This window comes from Nonomuraea sp. NPDC005650 (genome assembly GCF_040605375.1).
Lineage (GTDB): Bacteria > Actinomycetota > Actinomycetes > Streptosporangiales > Streptosporangiaceae > Nonomuraea.
Window position 1 is genome coordinate 41,064 of record NZ_JBEXCR010000043.1, and the last position, 18,278, is coordinate 59,341.

15 protein-coding genes are annotated in these 18,278 nt (G+C 70.3%); 6 read left to right on the top strand and 9 right to left on the bottom strand.

The window, feature by feature from the left end; all coding sequences use genetic code 11:
* Window position 1 precedes the first annotated feature (1 nt).
* The 4 genes from ABZS69_RS50905 to ABZS69_RS50920 all read left to right on the top strand — a co-directional run bounded on the left by ABZS69_RS50905 (window position 2) and on the right by ABZS69_RS50920 (window position 6,224).
* Window positions 2-769 (top strand): hypothetical protein, encoded by a 768-nt coding sequence (locus tag ABZS69_RS50905; protein WP_355387346.1) that lies wholly within the window; start codon window positions 2-4, stop codon window positions 767-769.
* On the top strand, window positions 766-2,580 hold the full coding sequence (locus ABZS69_RS50910; RefSeq protein WP_355387349.1) for a right-handed parallel beta-helix repeat-containing protein: 1,815 nt from the start codon (window positions 766-768) through the stop codon (window positions 2,578-2,580). Before ABZS69_RS50905 ends, ABZS69_RS50910 begins: the two co-directional genes overlap by 4 nt.
* A 165-nt stretch (window positions 2,581-2,745) precedes the next feature.
* Entirely contained in the window at window positions 2,746-5,709 is a 2,964-nt protein-coding gene (locus tag ABZS69_RS50915; RefSeq protein WP_355387352.1) for a glycosyl hydrolase, read from the top strand.
* A 248-nt stretch (window positions 5,710-5,957) separates the two neighbouring features.
* Window positions 5,958-6,224, top strand: a complete 267-nt coding sequence (locus ABZS69_RS50920) for a hypothetical protein (protein WP_355387355.1) — start codon at window positions 5,958-5,960, stop codon at window positions 6,222-6,224.
* A gap of 378 nt (window positions 6,225-6,602) precedes the next feature.
* Here ABZS69_RS50920 and ABZS69_RS50925 read toward each other — a convergent pair whose 3' ends face one another.
* From ABZS69_RS50925 to ABZS69_RS50945, 5 genes are all read right to left on the bottom strand, one after another.
* Window positions 6,603-7,049 carry a hypothetical protein gene (locus tag ABZS69_RS50925; protein ID WP_355387357.1) on the bottom strand — a complete coding sequence of 149 codons (447 nt, stop codon included), beginning with the start codon at window positions 7,047-7,049 and terminating at the stop codon, window positions 6,603-6,605.
* An 81-nt stretch (window positions 7,050-7,130) separates the two neighbouring features.
* On the bottom strand, window positions 7,131-9,002 hold the full coding sequence (locus ABZS69_RS50930) for an alpha/beta hydrolase (protein ID WP_355387360.1): 1,872 nt from the start codon (window positions 9,000-9,002) through the stop codon (window positions 7,131-7,133).
* A 174-nt stretch (window positions 9,003-9,176) separates the two neighbouring features.
* The gene (locus tag ABZS69_RS50935) at window positions 9,177-9,461 is read right to left on the bottom strand and encodes a hypothetical protein (RefSeq protein ID WP_355387363.1); all 285 of its coding nucleotides are present in this window, start codon (window positions 9,459-9,461) and stop codon (window positions 9,177-9,179) included.
* 53 nt (window positions 9,462-9,514) lie between these two features.
* Entirely contained in the window at window positions 9,515-9,925 is a 411-nt protein-coding gene (locus ABZS69_RS50940; RefSeq protein WP_355387366.1) for a hypothetical protein, read from the bottom strand.
* 84 nt (window positions 9,926-10,009) lie between these two features.
* On the bottom strand, window positions 10,010-10,222 hold the full coding sequence (locus ABZS69_RS50945; RefSeq protein WP_355387513.1) for a DUF397 domain-containing protein: 213 nt from the start codon (window positions 10,220-10,222) through the stop codon (window positions 10,010-10,012).
* A gap of 153 nt (window positions 10,223-10,375) precedes the next feature.
* On the opposite strand from ABZS69_RS50945, the gene ABZS69_RS50950 reads away from it, so the two are divergent.
* On the top strand, window positions 10,376-10,633 hold the full coding sequence (locus ABZS69_RS50950) for a winged helix-turn-helix domain-containing protein (protein WP_355387369.1): 258 nt from the start codon (window positions 10,376-10,378) through the stop codon (window positions 10,631-10,633).
* 116 nt (window positions 10,634-10,749) lie between these two features.
* Here ABZS69_RS50950 and ABZS69_RS50955 read toward each other — a convergent pair whose 3' ends face one another.
* Window positions 10,750-11,076 (bottom strand): plasmid pRiA4b ORF-3 family protein, encoded by a 327-nt coding sequence (locus ABZS69_RS50955; RefSeq protein WP_355387372.1) that lies wholly within the window; start codon window positions 11,074-11,076, stop codon window positions 10,750-10,752.
* A gap of 184 nt (window positions 11,077-11,260) precedes the next feature.
* Entirely contained in the window at window positions 11,261-12,451 is a 1,191-nt protein-coding gene (locus tag ABZS69_RS50960) for a transposase (protein ID WP_355387375.1), read from the bottom strand.
* A 130-nt stretch (window positions 12,452-12,581) separates the two neighbouring features.
* Between ABZS69_RS50960 and ABZS69_RS50965 the strand changes: the two genes are divergently transcribed.
* The gene (locus ABZS69_RS50965; protein ID WP_355387378.1) at window positions 12,582-13,601 is read left to right on the top strand and encodes a LacI family DNA-binding transcriptional regulator; all 1,020 of its coding nucleotides are present in this window, start codon (window positions 12,582-12,584) and stop codon (window positions 13,599-13,601) included.
* 145 nt (window positions 13,602-13,746) lie between these two features.
* Here ABZS69_RS50965 and ABZS69_RS50970 read toward each other — a convergent pair whose 3' ends face one another.
* Window positions 13,747-15,849, bottom strand: a complete 2,103-nt coding sequence (locus ABZS69_RS50970) for an AAA family ATPase (protein WP_355387381.1) — start codon at window positions 15,847-15,849, stop codon at window positions 13,747-13,749.
* A gap of 8 nt (window positions 15,850-15,857) precedes the next feature.
* Window positions 15,858-18,200, bottom strand: coding sequence for a LuxR C-terminal-related transcriptional regulator (locus tag ABZS69_RS50975; RefSeq protein WP_355387384.1), 2,343 nt, complete (start codon window positions 18,198-18,200; stop codon window positions 15,858-15,860).
* Window positions 18,201-18,278: the final 78 nt, after the last annotated feature.

Genomic DNA, 18,278 nt, shown 5'->3' on the forward strand with positions numbered 1-18,278 from the left:
CATGGACGACGCCATCTGGGATCTGCCTGTTCGCGGGCCACTGCCCGCCGGACCCGACCCCGTCCTCGTGGAGGGGCTGAAGCGGATCAGCTCGGCCACCGCCTGCGCCAAGCTGCACGCCCAGGGCATCCGGCGGACCTTCATCGAGGGACCGCGTCCCATCGCCCAGGGGCAGAAGATCGCCGGACGGGTCCGCACGCTGCAGTTCATGCCGCAGCGCGAGGACATCGCCTCCGGGCTCGGCCAGGAGTACGTCGAACGGCACACCGCGCTGTGGGCCGTGCTGGAGACGATCGAGCCCGGCGACGTGCTGCTCGTGCAGGCGTACGGCAGCGCGTACACCGGCTGCTTCGGCGACATGCTGGTGCGCTACTTCAAGGGCAGGGGCGGCGCGGGCATCGTTGTGGACGGCCGGATCCGGGACCTGCCCCGGGTGAGCGGCATCGGGCTGCCGCTCTGGACCACGGGCGCGACCCCTCATTACGCCTCGCAGGCGGAGCTGTTCCCGTGGGCGTACGACGTGCCGGTGGCCGTGGGCGGCGCGCTCGCGCTGCCCGGCGACCTGTGCGTGGCCGACGACGACGGCGCCGTGGTGGTGCCGCGCCGGCGCGCCGCGTCGGTGCTCGAGGCCGCCGCCGACCACGAGCAGTGGGAGCGCTACAGCCGCGCCCGCATCGAGGAGGGCGGGGCGCTTTCCGACTACTACCCACTCACCCCCGAGACCCGCGCCGAGTACGAGCGGTGGCGGGAAGTTAAGGAGAGCCAGTGATCCTCAGGTCCCTGGGCGCGGTCGTCTTACTCCTGGGCGGGCTGACGACCCCGACCCCGGCGGTGGCCGCCAAGACATGTGACTATTTCGTCTCCCCCTCAGGCGGCGACCGCGGCGACGGGAGCGCCCAGCGCCCGTGGAAGTCCATCGAGCAGGCCCGCGACCAGCTCCGGGCCAAGAAGAAGCAGCACCAGAACTGCGACATCGTGGTCAACCTCAAGACCGGTGACTACGTCGTCGACAAGACGATCACCTTCACCGAGGCCGACTCCGGCGAGAACGGCCACAAGATCATCTACCGCAGCGCCGACGGCCCCGGCAAGGCCAGGCTGCTCGGGGCCAGGCCGCTGACCGGCTGGCAGAAGTACGACGACAACATCTACAAGACCAAGGTCGACCGGAACTTCTACACCCTCTTCGAGGACGGCAAGCGCGCCACCACCGCCCGCTACCCGAACAGGACCAGCGACGACCTCTGGTCGCCGTACCTGTTCTCGGTGCTGCCCGAGGCGGAGTACCAGGCCGTGCACAACTGGCTCTTCTTCGACCCCAAGGACGTCCCGAAGGAGTGGGACGCCGACTTCGACAAGAACTCCCAGATGGTCGTCTGGTCGGGCGGGTCGTGGAGCTGGTTCAGCGACACCGTGCCGCTGGGCGGGGCCGACTTCCGCAAGAACTTCTTCACGTTCAACCACGACACCCGCTTCAGCCTCGTCAACAGCCGCAGCGGCTCGCGTTACTTCCTGCAGAACACGCTGCGCTTCCTCGACCAGCCGGGCGAGTACTACTTCGACTTCGCCAACAGCGAGGTCTACTACTGGCCGAAGGGCTCGATCGACAAGGTCATGGCCCCCACCGTCAAGACGCTCATCTCGCTGGCCGGGTCCTCGCCCGAGCGGCGGGTGCAGAACCTCTCCTTCGACGGGCTGGCGCTGCAGTACTCCGACTTCGTCGACTGGTACCGGTACGGGTGGAACGCCGCCGGCGACTCGGGCTACGAGCACAAGTACCCGATCTACGACCGGCAGATCGAGCTGCCGCGCAACCGGTTCGGCATGATCACCGTGACGAACTCCCGCGACATCGACCTGACCAGGCTGCACCTGTCCGACAGCGGGTTCACGGGCGTCTTCCTGCTCTTCGCCAACGAGCGCGTCAAGGTGACGGACAGCCTGCTGGACAACCTCGGCGGCGACGGCATCAAGGTGGAGGGCGGCTATCCCGGCGAGGGCGACATCACCGGGCACCACACGTTCTCGAACAACTACATCTACCACGTCGGTGAGCTGGTGCCCGGCGACGCGGCCGGCATCGAGATGATGAACACCGGCAACAACGTGGTCAGCAACATCGTCGTCAAGCACAGCGCCCGCTACGGCATCAGCCTGGAGGTGCGCCCCGAGATCAAGAACGAGGACAACTACGCCCGCAACAACCGCTTCTCCTACATCCGCCTGGAGGAGACCGGCCTCGACAGCGGCGACATGGGCGCTTTCTACACCTACGGCGTGCACAACGTCGAACCGCACCCGATCGACAACTACGTCTCGCAGATGGTGATCGGCGACGTCATCAACGACCCCGCCGGGCAGATGCCGGACTCCGGCACGCGCGGCGTCCACATGGACGCGGGCGGCTGCGGGTTCTCGATCGAGAACGTCGAGGTGGGCAAGGTCAGCGACGACAAGTACCAGGCCTACAAGTGCAACGAGGTCAAGAACGCCAACTGGGCCGACGGCTTCGACACCTCGAAGATGGAGTACGACAAGATCGGCGTGACGAGCGCGTTCCCGTACCCGATCCCGAGCTAGACGCGGTCGCGAGGGCCCGGCCGGGCCGGGCCCTCGCCCCCGGGCCTGGGTCCGGCCGGGCCAGGCCCTCGCCCCCTCGCCCCCCAGCCCCGAGCCTCCTCGCCTCCGAGCAGCCTGCACCCGCGTCCGTCGCGCGGGCGCCGCACCCCCTGGAGCGCACGCATCATGGACGACCTCTCGCGCCGCGGCTTCCTCTTCACCGCGACCCTCGCCGTCACCCTCGCCTCCGGCTCGCCCTCCTCCGCCTCCGCCTCCGCTGCCGCCTCCGGTCCTCCAGGGGCGGGGTGGTTCGCGCGGCCGCGCCGGGCCGTGCGCCCGATGGTGCGCTGGTGGTGGCCCGACGCCCACGTCGATCCCGCCGAGCTCCGGCGGGAGGTGGACCGGCTCGCGGACGCCGGGTTCGGCGGGGCGGAGATCGCGGCGGTGCACCACAGCATCCGCGACAAGTCGCTGCTGGACCCGGCCGGGCACGGCTGGGGCACCCCCGCCTGGAACGCCGCCGTCGAGGCCGCGCTCGACCAGGCCGCCCGGCGTGGCCTGACCGTCGACCTCACCATCGGCCCCTCCTGGCCGGCCGCCGTCCCCACGATCACGCCCGAGCACCCCGCCACGGTCAAGGAGCTGGCGCACGGCTCGGTCGCCGTGGCCGCGGGCGCCACGTACGCGGGCGAGGCGCCGCCACCCGCCGTCGCCGGGCGTCCGGCGCGAACGCCACTGCTGGTCCAGGCGGCCCGGCTCGACCCCGCGAACTCCACCCGCAAGGAGACCGGCCTCGACCCCGCCTCGGTGGTACGGGTGCCCGTGAGCGACGGGCGCGTCGACTGGACGGCGCCCGCCGAGGGCGAGTGGGTGCTGATCGCGTACTGGGAGCGGGGCTCGGGCCAGCGCCCCGAGTCCGGCCCGCACACGGCGCCCGAGGCGTACGTGGTGGACCACTTCAGCCGGGCGGGCACCCAGGCGGTGATCGACTACTGGGAGTCCCGGCTGCTCACGCCCACCGTGCGGCGGCTGCTGAAGCGGGCGGGCGGTGCGCTGTTCGAGGACTCCATCGAGATCGAGAGCGACGCGCTGCCGTGGACGCCGGGGCTGCTCGCGGAGTTCGAGCGGCGGCGGGGGTACTCGCTGGCGCCGTTCCTGCCGGTGGTGGTGCTGGCGGACGAGGACCCGGTCTTCGCGTACGACGCCGTGCTGACCAGGCATGCCCGCAAGGACTACTGGGACACGGTGTCCGAGCTGTTCAACGAGCACCACTTCGGGATGCTGCGCGACTGGGCACATTCGATCGGCCTGGAGCTGCGCGCGCAGCCGTACGGGCTGCAGACCGACGCCATCGCCGCCGCGGCCGTCCTCGACGTGCCCGAGGGCGAGTCGCTCGGCTTCAAGAACCTCGACGACTACCGCTGCCTGGCCGGTGGCCGGGACCTGGCGGGGCACGAGGTGCTGTCGTGCGAGGCGGGGGCGTACGCGGGCGGGGCGTACACGACGACCTGGAAGAAGCTGCTGCGTACTGTGGGGGGCGCGTACGCGGCGGGGCTCAACCAGGTCGTCCTGCACGGCTTCTCCTACGCCACCGCGCCCGGCGCGACCTGGCCCGGGTTCGCCGCCTTCACCCCCTATTCGGGGACGGCCGGGTACGCGGAGTCATGGGGGCCGCGGCAGCCCACCTGGGGGCACGTCGGCGATATTTCCGGATATTTCGCCCGCGTTCACCTGGTTCTGCGGGAGGGCGCCCCGCGGGCCGACGTCGCGGTCCTGCGGCAGACCGGCTACACCAAGACCGGCATCGGCGCCGCCTGGTTCACCGCGAGCGGCGTCCCCACCGGGTGGACCCACCAGTTCGTCAGCGCGCCCCTGCTCGACCTGCCCGCCGCCCGCGTCTCGGGCCGGCGGCTGGCGCCTTCCGGGCCCGCCTACAAGGCGCTGTTCGTGGAGGGCGACCGCTTCTACGCCTCCGAGTGCACGATGACGGTCGCGGTGGCCCGGCGGCTGCTGTCGTTCGCGCGGGCCGGGCTGCCCATCGTGCTCCTCGGCGCGTGGCGGTCCGCCTCGGTGCCCGGGGTGGCCGCAGAGGGGGAGAACGAGCGGCTTCGAGCGGTTCTGGCCGACCTGCTGGCCGAGCCGTTCGTCCGGCTGATCGCGGACCAGGCCGAGCTCCCGGACGCGCTCGCCACCCTCGGGGTGCGGCCCGACATCCGGTACGCCACCGCATCCACCCTGCTGGCGGCCCGCCGGGTGGCCGGCGAGGTGGACTACTACTACCTCTGCAACGGCAAGCACACCGAGAACCCGAAGCCACCGGTGGCGCCCATCGACCACGACGTCACGCTGGCGCACACGTCCCGCGACGGCGTCCCGTACCTCCTGAACCCGTGGACCGGCCGGGCCGAACGCCTGGCGCTCTACACGTCCGACGGCGACGGGATCCGGCTGCGGGTGCGGCTGCAGCCGGGCGAGTCGATGCTCGTGGCCATCGGCCCGCCGGGGCTGTTCGGAACACCGCCGTGGCGAGGCCCGCACGTCACGGCGACCGACGCGGACCTCGTCAGGCACACCGGCGACGCCCTGCTGCTACGGGCCTCCCGCGCCGGGACCTACACCGCCGAACTCTCGAACGGCCGCGCCGTCACCACATCGATCGGCCCGCTCCCCGCGCCCGTGCCTCTGTCGTCATGGCACCTCACGGTGGAGGACTGGCAGCCCGGCCCGTCACCGGTGGAGACAGTCAAGCTGGAACACTCGCTGGACCTCGACCCTCTCACCGCCTGGACGGACCTTCCCACGCTGGCCGACGTGTCGGGCGTCGGCACGTACACCACCCGGGTGGAGGTGGACTGGGAGGGCGGGGCGTACCTGGAGCTCGGAGAGGTGACGGACACGTGCCGGGTCCGCGTCAACGGCCGGCGCCTGGACCCGGTGAACCAGATCAACCCGGTGGTGGACGTGGGGCCGTATCTCAGGCGGGGGGCCAACACCATCGAGGTGGAGGTGGCGACACCGCTCGGCAACCGCCTCAGGGCGGCGGACCCGGCGGTCTACGGCGGCCTACCCCGCCAACCGTACGGCCTCATCGGGCCCGTACGGCTTGTCCCGTACAGCGAGGCCCGCCTGCGCCCGAACTTCGAACCATGATCAAAGCCGCCGCCCCTTCCGCCCTGCCCTCATTTCGCCAGAACGGGCCCCTTTCGCGCCCGAGCCGCCAGCACCCAATCTCATCCTGGGGGAGAAACACGCCGGACACCGGGAGAAACAATCACACCCGCGCACGGGGCGATGACCTGCACGAATCCCAGCTGTGTGCCACTGTGCTCACTGTCAGACCTTGCACCCACCCACTGGTGCGGGATTGCCCTTCCCACCTTCGCAAAGGCAGGAATGCGGTGAACATAGAGGCACAGATCCTCACTTTGATAGCGCGTATCCGGGCACTCGAGGAGAGCATGCAGCCCGGAGACGACAGCTCCAAGACGACCGGCATTGCCCTGGTGCCGGCGGATCTCGCCGACATCCGGGCCGAGATGAGACAAGACCTCGCGGCCCTCGGTGATGAACTCGCCGGCCTTCGCCGCCATATGAACGACTGCTTCACCGCCATCCGATCCGAGCTGCAAAGGATCGGCGGGCCCCCACCCAAAGTGATCAACTAGCGCCCCGGGAGGCCGGCCAATCACTGGACGGCAAACAGCCCTGCCTGAGACTGCCCTTCGCACACGGAGTCTCAGGCGGGGCCGTCTTTGAAACACGCCCTGGGCGGTGACAAGGCAGGCAACTGGGAGCGGTGGGAAACCTCCCGCTGGCCGAAGTGCGGAAAGAGTGCGGCTTGGGCAGAAAGACGTTGCAGCGATCATGTCGAGGTGGGCTCTCTCGATGTCATCGCTCGCCATGTCGAGGCACTCGGCGCACGCCTCGACTTGGTCGTCGACTCGGCGATCGGACCTTGCGATCGCCCGTCAATGAAGAAGCCTCCAGACAGCGCGGCCTGACCCCTCTTCGATCACCATCCCAACGGAAACGGTCTGACGGAGTCAGGGGGTGGAGGAGGGCTTAGGGGTGCCGTTGGGCCACAGGCAGGTGGAGGTGGAGCCCAAGGTGAGCACGTCACCCTCCGACCTTCCGATGGTGATATAGAAGTCGTCAGGGCGCGAGCGGCCGTAGAGCTGCAGGCCGTTCTCGGACTCGGTCTGAATGTGGTGGCCCTGGCTCTGCCAGTACGCCTTTACTTGGGCGATCACTTCTTTGAGTTTCGTCGCATCCTGGGACAGCCCGTGCAAAAAGTACGCACGGTTGACCACGATCCGCTCTTCCGAGCCTCCGTCGAGCGGGTCGAGACAGAGACCGTCGTTGAGACTGGGCCGGTGCAGCTCCAGCTCGGGCTTGGGATGGATGACACTGACGGTCCCGTTGATGAGTTGCTCGATCCGGGCGAGCGCCTGGGCCTTGGTAATCGTCGGCTTGTCGGCCGATGCGTTCATCACCCCCCTTCGAGGTCCGCCGGGCCCGCACCCGGAGACGAGGACCGCAACAGCGATGATCAACCTCACAGAGCGGAACATCTACTCTCCCGGCGGGGTGGGTGAGGGCTGCGGAATGGGCAACGGCGGGGACACCGGCTTCGGCGTCGGCATCTTCGCCACGTCCTCATACTGGCCGGTGATGATGAGCCCCATGTTCCTCAATGAGCTGGAGTCAATGTCCCAATAGCCCGAGTGAGTTTCGATGTCGTACCCAGTAAAACCCAGGAAACCCGAGACCGGCGTCTCATCGACACGGAAACGCTGCGCGCCGAAGGTGATGTTGCTGGGGTCGGTGCCGAAGGGGCCTGGGCCGTTGGGGAGGGCGGGTTGCAGGATGCCCGTGACGGGGTGCCGGCCGCCGCTCAGCGGAACATGCCCCAGGTCGGCGACGGGGTCCTGTGGTGACTCCCCCACCCACACCTGCTTGACGCCCAGATCGCTCGCCCGCAGCGCCATCGTCCCCGGGCTCCCCACCAGAATGAGCTGATCGGCGAACGCCCCCTTCCGAGTCTGGGCGGCGATGCCCGTCACCACGCTCCCGTAGCTGTGGCCCAGGACGGTGAAGCGCGGTGTGCCGGCCGACTGGTGGGTGGCGTGCAGGCCGTCGAGGAAGGCGGCCAGCGGGCCGGCCCCGGCCTGGGCGAGGTGGGGTGCGGCCACGGAGGTGGCGGCCCGGAGGATCCCGGCGTCGAGTTGCGGGGCCGTGTAGCCGAGCCACAGGATCGAGGCGGTCTTCGTGCGGGGGGCCGAACGGTTCGCCTGGTCCCACAGGGTTCCGGCGCGGGCCACGTCGGCGCCGATCCCCTCCAGAGTGCTGCCCGTGCCCGGCACGGAGGTGACCACCGAGTCGGCCTTGTCGGGGTCGCCGAAGGAGATGGCGGCCTTGCCGAGCCCGCCCAGTTCGAGGGCGAGCAGGAACGCGGGCGGGCGGCCGTTGACCCCGCCCAGGGCCAGGCTCTCGGTGACGGCGTCGATCTGGCGCCGCTGCCGCTCCAGTTCCTCGATCTCACGGTGGATGCTCATCCGCCGCCACGCGTCCGCCGCGATGACCCCCTTCGCCAGGAACTCGTCCAGGACCCGGAGCTCCGCCAGCCGCTTGGCGATGGCGTCCTTGCGTAGGGCCAGGTAGGCCCGGTTCGCACTGTCGCGGGTGGCGGCGGGCACGCCGTTGAGGGAGCCGACCAGTTGCGGCGCGGTGTCGATGAGCCGCTGACGAGCGAACGGGTCGAGCAGTTGCCACCAGGCGGCGACCCGGGCGGCGAGGGTCGGGTCCTTGCCGGCGTTCTGCGCCGCCACCAGCTTCTCCAGCGCCGAGGTGTCGCCGGCCGCGGCGGCGGCCAGCAGGAAACCGAGGCGGCCAGGGCCGGGGGCGGACCCGCCGAACAGCCCGAAGCCGAGCACGGCCGCAGTGCCCGCCTCGCCGTCGGGGCGCCGCTGGAGCACGGTCAGCCGTCTGCGCAGGTCGACGACCTGCCCGGCGGCCCAGGCGCCCACGTCCGCGACCTGCTGGGCGGGTACGGCACTGACGCCCGCGGCGGCCAACTCCACCGAGAGCCGGCCTCCCGCGGCCGGCAGGTTGTGCCCAGCGCGCTCCAGGTCCGCCACCATGCGGGTCATCGCCTCCACGTCCATCCCTGCGTAGCCGCCGCGCGCGGACGGGGTGGCGGCGAGCGAGGCGGACAGCGACGGCGCGGCGGCGTACCCGCCGAGGACGCGGATGCGCTCGGCGAGCTGCGCGGCGGCGGTCTCGAAGGCACGCTGCAACCGGGCCCGCTGCTCCCCCATGGCCTGCGTGAAAGCGCCCGCGCCGCCGCCGACCCAGGCGCGGGCCGCCAGGTAACGCATGCTGGAGTCGAGTGCGCCGACGTGATCGCCGGCCAGTCGCACCACCCGGGCCAGTGCCTCCTCCAACCCAGCCGCATCACCTGCCACAACCTTGTACGGTGACACAGCCCTCGCCGCACGACAGCTCGCCATAACCAGCCGTTATCGGTGACCACCGCTGAGTGACCGAGCATGATCAGGCGCAGTTGCCGGGCCGGCATTTCCTCCAGAACGCCACCTTCCAGTTCACCTGCGGAAACGCTACCGCGCGTCCCCCTCAAGGAGGTCGTGCCACAGGCGCTTCGCCTCCGCGTCTCGGAGCCACGGGCTCTCGCTGACCCGGTCGCCCTTGGCGGACCTCTCCGTTCGGCGGATATGGCCGAGGCCGCCCGCCACGCAGAGCTCGTACATCGTCGGCGAGCAGTCGCACGTGTAGCCGCAAACCCTGACGGAGTTGCATCTGGCCATCGGGGCGGACCAGTCGATGGCCACGTACGCCTCTTTCAGCGGCTTCACATGCGGGCCGTGCAATTCCTCCGTCATCATGCCGACCTCCAGGGCCGATCGTGCTGTTCAAGTTCCCGGCAACGGGGTGCCGCTCAACGCAGTGTTCGCCCTGAGCGGGTCGGGCAAGGGTGGGCGACATGCTGGTTCGGGCAGCAGATCACACCGATCGTGGCGAACCGGCCTCCCTGCAGCCATTCGCCCCACTGCACGTCCACACCGCGGGGCAGCAGATCGAGGGCGATCTCCAGCCGGTCCCCAAGAGGCACTCCTTCGGGCAGCAGAAGCGCCTCGCCCACCTTCGCGTACACGCCCGCCATCCAGTCCGCCGCCTGCTCGACCTCGTAGAACGTCGCCGCGATGCGCGATGCCGGCTTGGCCAGCCAGTCGCCGGTCCGCATCGGCGGCAGCACCGAAGAGAGGAAGTCGGACGAGCTCGGCCGACGCTCGGCCTCGTTGGCGCGATCGACTCCGGCGCCGATCCAGTGGTAGGCGTGCCAGTGCATGGCGAGGAGCTCCCGTACGATCCTGGGAGGCGGCGGCCCCTGTTTGCTTCGATCAAGCAGGGACCGCCGTCCTCGGGGGGACGCCTAGACAGTGGCGATCCCGGCCGCGCGAAGCTCGTCACCGGTGAATCGGAGGGTCCCGGCGTCCGGGTTCTTCGAGTCACGCAGGGCGTAGGCGTCCTCCACGCCGGGGATCGGGGCGATCAGGACACAGCTCTCCATGTTCTCCTCCTGCTGATTTCCGCCGCAGATCTTGGTGAACGACACGTCGCCAAGCTTGCTGCCGTACAGATCCATCACGCGATCTCCTTCCGTCTGGCCATGGCTGGCTGGATCACTGAGCGTCATTCACTCTAGCCAACCTGTGAGGTCCTGTCTATAGATATTACCTCTCAAGAGGTCCTTAGCAGTTCTATGCATACACGTCAATGGCTTCGTAGCGTTATGTATGTGACGGACTCTGAAGACATCGAATGGGACGCAACGCTCTACAAGTACGAGCAGATTGCGGAGACCCTTAGCGAGCGCATCCGATCCGGCGTCTACCCGCCGCAAACCGTCCTATCCGAGGTGGCCCTTGAACAGGAGTTCGGCGTTGCCCGGCCAACTGTGCGCCTGGCCATGAAGATCATTCGAGAGCAAGGGCTGATCATCACCAAGCGCGGCAAGGGCTCCGTCGTCGTACATCGTGACGACAACGGAGCCTGAGCTCGTACTCAACCGCTCTATCTTGGCGCAACCACCGCAACCGGGCGCAGCCGGACGCCACTCCTGCAGTGCTCGCCTTGGAACTTCGCCCTCTTGTTGACCAAATGAAGCGGATATCAAGCGATGGTCAGCACCGCTCGCCGGACCGCCGCCAGTTCAAAACGCTTCGGATCTAACTCCGCGGCGCTGGTCAGCCCCGCCCATCGCACCAAGTGCTCGTGCTCCTCATGGCGGGGATCGGCCAGAGCGGCCCGGAACAGGCGGTATCCCCACCTCCCACCACAGTCCTCCGGCGGGCAGGCGCCTTCTCCCGCCACGACCGCCGGATACCGGACATCCTCCTCGGCCACCGTCGCCCGCTCGACAACGATCTCACGCTCCCAGCTGATCCGCGCGCCCACGCCACCCGCCACGTCGGCCAGGGTGGTCGTCGTCTCGTCCAACAGGCCGTCGTCAATTCGAGCGGGGGCTAGCCGTAACGCCGCTCTCCGGCGGTGAAGATGTGCAGATGGTTGTCGGCTTCCCGAGCGCGCTCAGGGCTGAGGCCCACTTCACCGGGGACCAGCCCATAAGCTGGTTTCTTGACATCCTCCCCCTGGTAAACGAGGGGGATACCAACCCGGTTTCCTACGTGATGAGGAGTTGAGGTTGAGGTTCGCGGTGCACCCGCCCGGCAACCCGTGGCCCTTCCCGCGCAGACACGGCATGCCCTGCCGCGTGTTCGATGTTGCGTGCCGCGTTCACATCGGCGTTGCAGGCGTATCCGCAGGACCGGCAGGCGAAGGCGGCTTGGCTCTTGCGCGACTTCGCATCCACGATCCCGCACGCCGAGCAACGCTGACTCGTGTACGCGGGGTTGACCTTGATCACCCGGCCGAGTGCTTTATGCTCCAGCCGTTCGATGATCTGACCCCAGCCTGCGGCAAGGATGGAGCGGTTGAGCCCAGCCTTGGCTTGAACATTCTTCCCAGGCGCTTCGAGGGTGCCCTTGGCCGAGCGGGTCATGCCCTTGATGTTCAGGTCTTCGACGGCGATCACGTCGAATCGGCGGGCCAGATCGGTGGAGGTCTTCTCCACCCAGTCCTTGCGCCGGTCGACCTCGCGAGCTTTCAGCTTCGCGATCGCAGCTTTGACCCTGCCGCGCCGGTTGCTGCTGCGCTTGGCCTTGACCAGCTTGCGCAGCAACCGCCGGAGCCGCGCCTTCTCCTGCTCGCGAAGCGTGGGCGCGTTCAACATCTCGCCGGTGGACAGCGCCGCCGACACGGCCACGCCACGGTCAGCACCGACCGCCGTGCCCGTGCCGGGCGCGGGGATCGGCTCTGGGATCGCGGCGAACGCGACATGCCAGCGTCCCGCCCGGTCGCGGGTGATCCGGTAGGACTTCACACCTTCCGGAATGACCCGGGACCAGCGGAACCGCACCCACCCCACCTTCGGAACTTTCACCTCGCCCACACTGCGGGACAGGCGGCGCGCGTCCCCGGCCTTGACGGCGACGATCCGGAACCCTTCGCTCTGTCCGCGTCTGCGCCACGTCGGGCGACGGTGCGTCTTGCCGAAGAAGTTGGCCATGGCTTGGGCGAAGTCCTTGAGCGCCTGCTGCTGCACGACGATCGACCCGCCGCGCAACCACTCAAACTCTGCTCGCGCCTCGGTCAACTGGCGGCACTGCTCGGCGAACCCCGGCGCACTCTTACGCCCCGGCTTCCAATGCGCGTGCTGCTCGACGGCCAAGTTCCACACGAACCGGGCATGCCCACAGTGCTCCAGCAGAGCCTGCTCCTGGGCAGGCGAAGGCTGGAGCCGGTAGCGAGACATGCCGATCAATCTACCGATCGACACCGACAAACCCGGGAGAACGCCGTGCCCGACCGTTCCGCTTCTCCTCCCCGCCCTGAGGCTGAAGGATGGGGCCTCCACGCTGTAGGCACCTGGTGAGACGCGAGTGGTGACGCGCAACGACGTGGCGCGGCTGGCGGGCACCTCGCCCGCCGTGGTCAGCTACGTGATCAACAACGGGCCCCGGCCGGTCTCGGAGTCCGCCAGGCAGCGCGTGCTGGACGCCATCAAGCAGCTCGGCTACCGCCCCAACGCGGTGGCCAGGTCACTGCGTTCGCGCCGCTCGTGGACCATCGGCGTGATCGCCTCCGACAGCGCCGGCGGGAAGAGCCCCTTCTTCGGCCAGTTCACCCGGGCGTGCGAGGAGGTGGCCTGGCAGCGGGGCTACTCGGTGCTGTTCGGCAACTCGGCCGAGGATCCGGCGCGGGCGGAGGGCTATGTCCGGGGGTTCCTGGAGCGGCAGGTCGACGGGCTGGTGCTGATGCGGGTGCCGGTCTCGCCCGATCAGGCCGAGGAGATGCGGGGACGCGTTCCGGTGGTCACCATCGACCACGCGGCTCCGCCGTTCTTCTCCCGCCTCGCGGTGGACGACGAGGAGGGCGGCTACCAGGCCACCCGGCACCTCCTGGAACACGGCCACCGCCGCATCGGCTTCGTCGGCGGCCCGCTGGACATCACCCCGGTACAGCTCAGGGCCGCGGGCTGGCGTCGCGCGCTCCAGGAGGCCGGCGTCGAACCGCCGGCGGAGCTGGTCGCGGAGGGCGAGCTGAGCCTGGAGGGCGGCTACGACGCCGCGCTGCGGCTGCTGTCGCCGCCTGACCGTCCCACGGCGTTGTTCGCCTCCATAGACGGCCAGGCCATCGGCGCGATGCGCGCCGCCGCCGACCTCGGGCTGCGGGTGCCCGGGGACGTGGCGGTGGTGGGGTTCGACGGGGCGCGGGAGGCCGCGTACACGGTGCCGGGGCTCTCGACGATCAGCCAGCCCATCGACGAGATGGCCCAGCACGCGACGGAGACGCTGGTGAGGGCCATCGAGTCGGAGGGCGTGGAGCCGGTCACCAAGATCTTCTCCGCCCACCTGGTCACCCGCGGCTCCTGCGGCTGCCCCGAGCCCCGCCTGCACCGCTGATCACCCTGCACCGCCGATCGCCCTGCACCGGGCCCCCGTCCGCACGGCTGCATCGCCGTGTCCGGGCCCCCGCCCGCACCGCTGATCACTCTGGACCGAGCCCCCGGCCGCGCCGCTGCATCGCCGGCGTGCCGCGGGCGGTCTGTCATGGCTCTTCCAGCGCGTACGCGACCGCCCGGAAGAGCTCGCGCCGCGTGCCGTCGCGGAAAGCCGCCGTGAACGCCTGTGCCCCCAGCGCGCGACGTGCCCGCTCGGCGCATTCCTGGTGCGATCTCGCCTGGTACCGCAGCCGCATCGGTGAGGAGGCGACCGCCTCCCACAGGAGGTGGGCGGCGCCCAGCAGCCGGGCGGCCCGCTCGTGCCGGCCGCGGGCCCCGGCCGTCCAGGCCAGCACCTCCAGGCACTGGGTAAGGCCCCACCGGTCGTCCGCCGCGGCCCAGAACGCGGCCACCTCCCGCATCTTGGCCTCGGTCTCCTGCCAGTCGCCCTGCTCCCAGCGGGCCATGCCCACCGCGTACAGCGCGTACGCGCGGAAGAGCGACGCGTCGCGATTTTCGCACAGCGTCACGAGCTCATCACCGTACCCGGCGGCCCGGTCCGGGCTCATCATGGCGCCGAAGAGGGCGGCGAGATACAGGGTGACAGCCGCGGCGTGGATGTCACCTCGCGCCCAGTGCCGGGTGCGGGCCTCCTCCAGGAGCGTGAGCCCGCCCTCGGCGTCGCCCGCGCACAACGCCGCGACGCCGGAGAGCTGGAGGGCGAACGCGAGCGCCGTCTCGTCCCCCAGCCGCCGCGCGAGCACCAGGCACTCCCGCGCGTCGGCCGCCCCCGCCGGATCGCCCTGGTAGTGGGCGAGCAGCCCGTCGGCCCACAGCCCCATCGCCCTGATGACGCTCGAGCCGGGCACGAGCGCGAGGCCGCGTTTCAGCCAGTGCCGGCCTTCGCCGAGAGCGCCGGACAGAAGCCAGCCGGCCCACAGCACGGAGGCGATCTCCAGACCCGCGGGAGCGTCGCCGGGCCGGGCGAAGCAGAGGTCGAGGGCGACGCGCACGTTGGGCAGCTCCGGCTTCAGCCGCAGGTAGTGATCCGTCTGGCCCGGCTCCACGCGGTCCACGCGCAGCCGCTCCACCAGCCGGCGATAGTGGTCGATGTAGCGCTCGCGCAGCGCCTCCGCCTCCGCCGCGGGCATCTGCTCGCGGCCGTACGCGCGGATGGTCTCCAGCATGCGGTGACGGGCCCCGGCGCCGTGCGGCTCCGCCCCGCACAGGATGGACTTGTCCACGAGCCCCATCATCAGATCCAGTACGTCCTCGCGGGCCAGCCCCTGCCCTGGGCAGACGGCCTCGGCGGTCTCCACGTCCACACCCCCCGGGAACATCGACAGCCGCTCCCACAACTGCCGCTCGCCGCACGAGCACAGCCCGAAACTCCAGTCCATGGTCGCCCGCAGGGTCTGGTGGCGGGCGAGCGTGCCGGGGCCGGCCTCCCCGGCGGACAGGGCCGGCGTTTCCAGGCGCTCGTCGAGCTCGTTCACGAGGTCTTCCACCGACGTCGCCCGCAGCCGGACCGCCGCCAGCTCGATGGCCAGCGGGATCCCGTCCAGGCGCCGGGCCAGCCGGGCGATCGCCTGGGCGTTGGCGGCGTCGACGAGGAAGCCTGGCCGGATCGTCGCCGCCCGCTCCACGAAGAGGCGTACGGCGTCACGCCGGGCGATGTCGCGCGTGCTGTCGCCGGGCTGCGGGGTCGGCAACGACGGCACGGGGAGCACCCGCTCGCCGTACACCCCGAGCGACTGGCGGCTGGTGGCCAGGATCTGCAGCCGCACGGTGCCGCGCAGGAGCTGCTGCACCAGCCGGGCGCAGGCGCCGAGCAGATGCTCGCAGTTGTCGAGCACCAGCAGCAGCTGCTTGTCCGCCAGGTGCTCGATCAGCAGGGCCGCGAGGTCCGGGGTTCGGTCCTGGATTCCCAGCGCGGCGGCCACGGCGGGGGCCAGCAGGTCCTCGTCGTCGATGGTGGCCAGCTCCACCAGCCGGACCCCGTCCCGGTACCGCCGCGGCAGGAGCTCGCTGACGCGTCGCGCCAGCCGGGTCTTGCCGACTCCGCCCACGCCGGTCAGGGTCAGCAGGCGGGTCGTGGCCAGGAGCCGCCTGACCTGGGAGATCTCGTGCCGCCGGCCGACGAACCCGCAGGCTTCGCCCTGCTGCGGGTCCGCCTGCCGTTCTGGGGCGTTCCGGATCGTGGCTTTCACGGGCATGCTCACTCGCCTTCGGAAGGCCGCTCGCCCGCGCGGCGGGCCTGCTCGGCGACCCAGCCGACGATCTGGGTCCTGGAGTTGAAGCCGAGTTTGCACAGAACATGCTCGATGTGGCCTTCGACCGTGCGCTGAGCGATCACCAGCGCCGCCGCGATCTCCTTGTTCCTCATTCCCCGCGCGATGAGCTGGGCGATCTCCGTCTCCCTCGGGGTGAGCGGCGCGTACTGGTCCGCCGCATCGGACGGGCAGGGAGCGGGCGCCTCCTGCTTGAAGGCGTACGCGAGCGCCTGTTCGGGGGTGCGCCTGGCCCCGCGTCTGACGGCCGCCTGGAAGGCCTGTTCGCCGAGGTCGCAACGCGTACGGGCCGCGCATTCGTCGTGGTATCCGATGAGGTGGCCGAATCCCAGCAGCGGCGCGCCGATCGCCTCCCAGAGGGTGCGCAGCACGCCCAGCAGCTCACCGGCCCGGGCGCGCTCCCCTTGTGCGGCGGCGATCCAGGCCAGCACCTCGACGGCGAGCCCGACCCCGACCGGGTCGTCCAGGTCGTGGAAGACGCGCAGGCTCTCGTGCTCCAGGGCGGTCGCGCGCCGCAGGTCGCCCTGGCGCCAGAGCTCGATGCCGAGCGCCGCCGTCGTGTACGCCCGGTGCCAGCTCTCGCCATGGGCGTCGCAGACGGCGATGCCCTCCTCGGCGGCGGTGACGGCGCGTTCGGAGTCGCCGAGGAACGAGTGCGCGAGGGAGAGCCAGGTCAGCGCCTGCACCTCGCCCGCGGGGTCGCCGTCGGCGCGATGGTGGGTGACCGCCTCCTCGAAGGACCTGACGGCCGACACGGTGTCTCCCGCGTGCATGGCGACCATCCCGGAGTAGAGCTCGACGTAGCCGAGCACCGATTTCAGCCCGAGTTGCTCGCCGAGCGTCCTGCTCTTGGCCAGCAGCCCGATGGCCGAGGTCTGGTCGCCCTGGATGATCGCGAGCGACCCGCAGGCCCAGAACGCCCGGGCCCTGACCTCGGAGCGGCCGGCGGCCTGCGCGAGCCCCTGTTCGAGCCAGTCGCGCCCTTCGCCCAGGTGGCTGCTGGTGATCCAGTGGTCGAGCAGGTCGCTCGCCATGTCGATGCAGAGCCCGGCGTGCTCGGCGTGGCAGTACTCCAGGGCCGTACGCAGGTTGGGATGCTCGGCGCGCAGCCGGGTCAGCAGCTCGGCCTGCGACGGGCCGAACAGCTGCGCCTGCGCCTCGTGCGAGAGCCGCCGGTAGTAGTCGCGATACCGGTGTTTCAGCTCCTGCTCCAGCCCGGAGGCGGCCAGGCGCTCACGCCCGTACTGCCGGATCGTGTCCAGCAGCCGGAACCGCACCCCGTACGGGTGCTCCTCCCGGATCAGGACGGACTTCTCCACCAGGCCGATCATCAGGTCGAGGATCTCGTCGCGGCCGAGGCCGGCCCCGGCGCAGATCTCTTCGGCCGCCTCCAGGTCCAGGCTGCCGGTGAACACCGACAGGCTCGCCCACAGCAGGCGCTCGTGCTCGGTGCAGAGCCCGTGACTCCAGTCGATCAGGGCGCGGAGCGTCCGGTGGCGGGAGGCCGTGGCCCTCGAGCCCGCGGTGAGCAGCCCGAAGAGATCGTCCAGCCGGTCGAGCAGCTGGTGGACCGAGAGCACGCGCAGCCGTACGACGGCGAGCTCGATGCCGAGCGGCAGGCCGTCCAGGCGGCGGCAGATCTGCTCGATCGCGTCCTGGTTCTCGTCGGTGACGGTGAAAGCGGGCAGCACGGCCGTGGCCCGCTCGGCGAAGAGCCGTACCGCGTCGGACATGGCGTTCTGGGGGTCGCCGCTCGGCAGCGGCAACGTCGGCACGGGGAAGGCCTGCTCGCCGACGACTCCGAGCGGCTGCCGGCTGGTGGCCAGGATGCGGACTTCGGGGGCGGAGCGCAGCAGCGCCTGGGCCAGCAGGCAGGACTCGTCCAGGACGTGCTCGCAGTTGTCCAGGACGACCAGCGCCCGCCGTTCGCGCAGATGCTCGATGACCACCTGGACGGGCGGCCGGGCGGCGTGGCTCTGGATCTTCAGCGCGGCGACCACGGCCTGCGGCAGCAGTGCCGGGTTGTCCAGTTCGGCGAGTTCGACCAGCCAGACCCCGTCGGGGAAGGCCCGGCGCAGGTCGGTGGCGACGCGCAGGGCCATGCGGGTCTTGCCGACGCCGCCGGGACCGGTGAGCGTCACCATGCGGGCCTCGGCCAGCAGGCGCTTGACTGCCGCCACTTCGTGCCGACGCCCGATGAAACTGGTCACCTCCGCAGGCAGCTCGCCGGCGTACGTTCGCGCCGAGGTGCGCAGCGTGGCACTGGACATCGATGGCCTCGCATCGGCTTGGGCGAGTGGGTCACCAGACGCCACCAAGAGCCGATATAACCAACATTATGCCCATGG

What these genes read in the sequence shown, in the direction of transcription:
- ABZS69_RS50940 (WP_355387366.1), bottom strand. Translation starts at nt 9,925, where the DNA reads ATGCACTGGCACGCCTACCACTGGATCGGCGCCGGAGTCGATCGCGCC.
- ABZS69_RS50945 (WP_355387513.1), bottom strand. Translation starts at nt 10,222, where the DNA reads ATGGATCTGTACGGCAGCAAGCTTGGCGACGTGTCGTTCACCAAGATC.
- ABZS69_RS50975 (WP_355387384.1), bottom strand. Translation starts at nt 18,200, where the DNA reads ATGTCCAGTGCCACGCTGCGCACCTCGGCGCGAACGTACGCCGGCGAG.
- ABZS69_RS50915 (WP_355387352.1), top strand. Translation starts at nt 2,746, where the DNA reads ATGGACGACCTCTCGCGCCGCGGCTTCCTCTTCACCGCGACCCTCGCC.
- ABZS69_RS50925 (WP_355387357.1), bottom strand. Translation starts at nt 7,049, where the DNA reads ATGAACGCATCGGCCGACAAGCCGACGATTACCAAGGCCCAGGCGCTC.
- ABZS69_RS50905 (WP_355387346.1), top strand. Translation starts at nt 2, where the DNA reads ATGGACGACGCCATCTGGGATCTGCCTGTTCGCGGGCCACTGCCCGCC.
- ABZS69_RS50960 (WP_355387375.1), bottom strand. Translation starts at nt 12,451, where the DNA reads ATGTCTCGCTACCGGCTCCAGCCTTCGCCTGCCCAGGAGCAGGCTCTG.
- ABZS69_RS50935 (WP_355387363.1), bottom strand. Translation starts at nt 9,461, where the DNA reads ATGATGACGGAGGAATTGCACGGCCCGCATGTGAAGCCGCTGAAAGAG.